The sequence below is a fragment of the Rhizobium ecuadorense genome (genome assembly GCF_001187535.1).
Taxonomy (GTDB): Bacteria; Pseudomonadota; Alphaproteobacteria; order Rhizobiales; family Rhizobiaceae; genus Rhizobium; species Rhizobium ecuadorense.
This window is the reverse complement of record NZ_LFIO01001791.1, coordinates 1-206: the sequence shown is the minus strand read 5'-3', so window position 1 is coordinate 206 and position 206 is coordinate 1. Positions and strand designations below refer to the sequence as shown.

Sequence of the window (206 nt, the reverse complement as noted above, 5' to 3'; positions counted from 1 at the left end):
GAAATGCACCGGCTGGCCGTCGGTCGAGCCGAAGAAGTGCCGGCTGGCCGGGATCAGGCCGAAAAGCCGGTATTCAGCACCCTTGACGAAGAAGCCGAGCAGCCGCGGATTGTCGTAGTCGATGCCAACGATCGGCTGGAAGGTGACGGGGTCGAGCTCTTCGGAATCGGAGAGCGCATAGACACGCGGCTGGAAGACGAAATTGC

The 206-nt window shown here is 61.7% G+C and carries 1 pseudogene; it reads right to left on the bottom strand.

Annotation, left to right across the window (positions count from 1 at the left end):
- Nucleotides 1-206 (bottom strand): annotated as a pseudogene (locus AF337_RS37135) (ABC transporter permease); the annotation flags it as partial.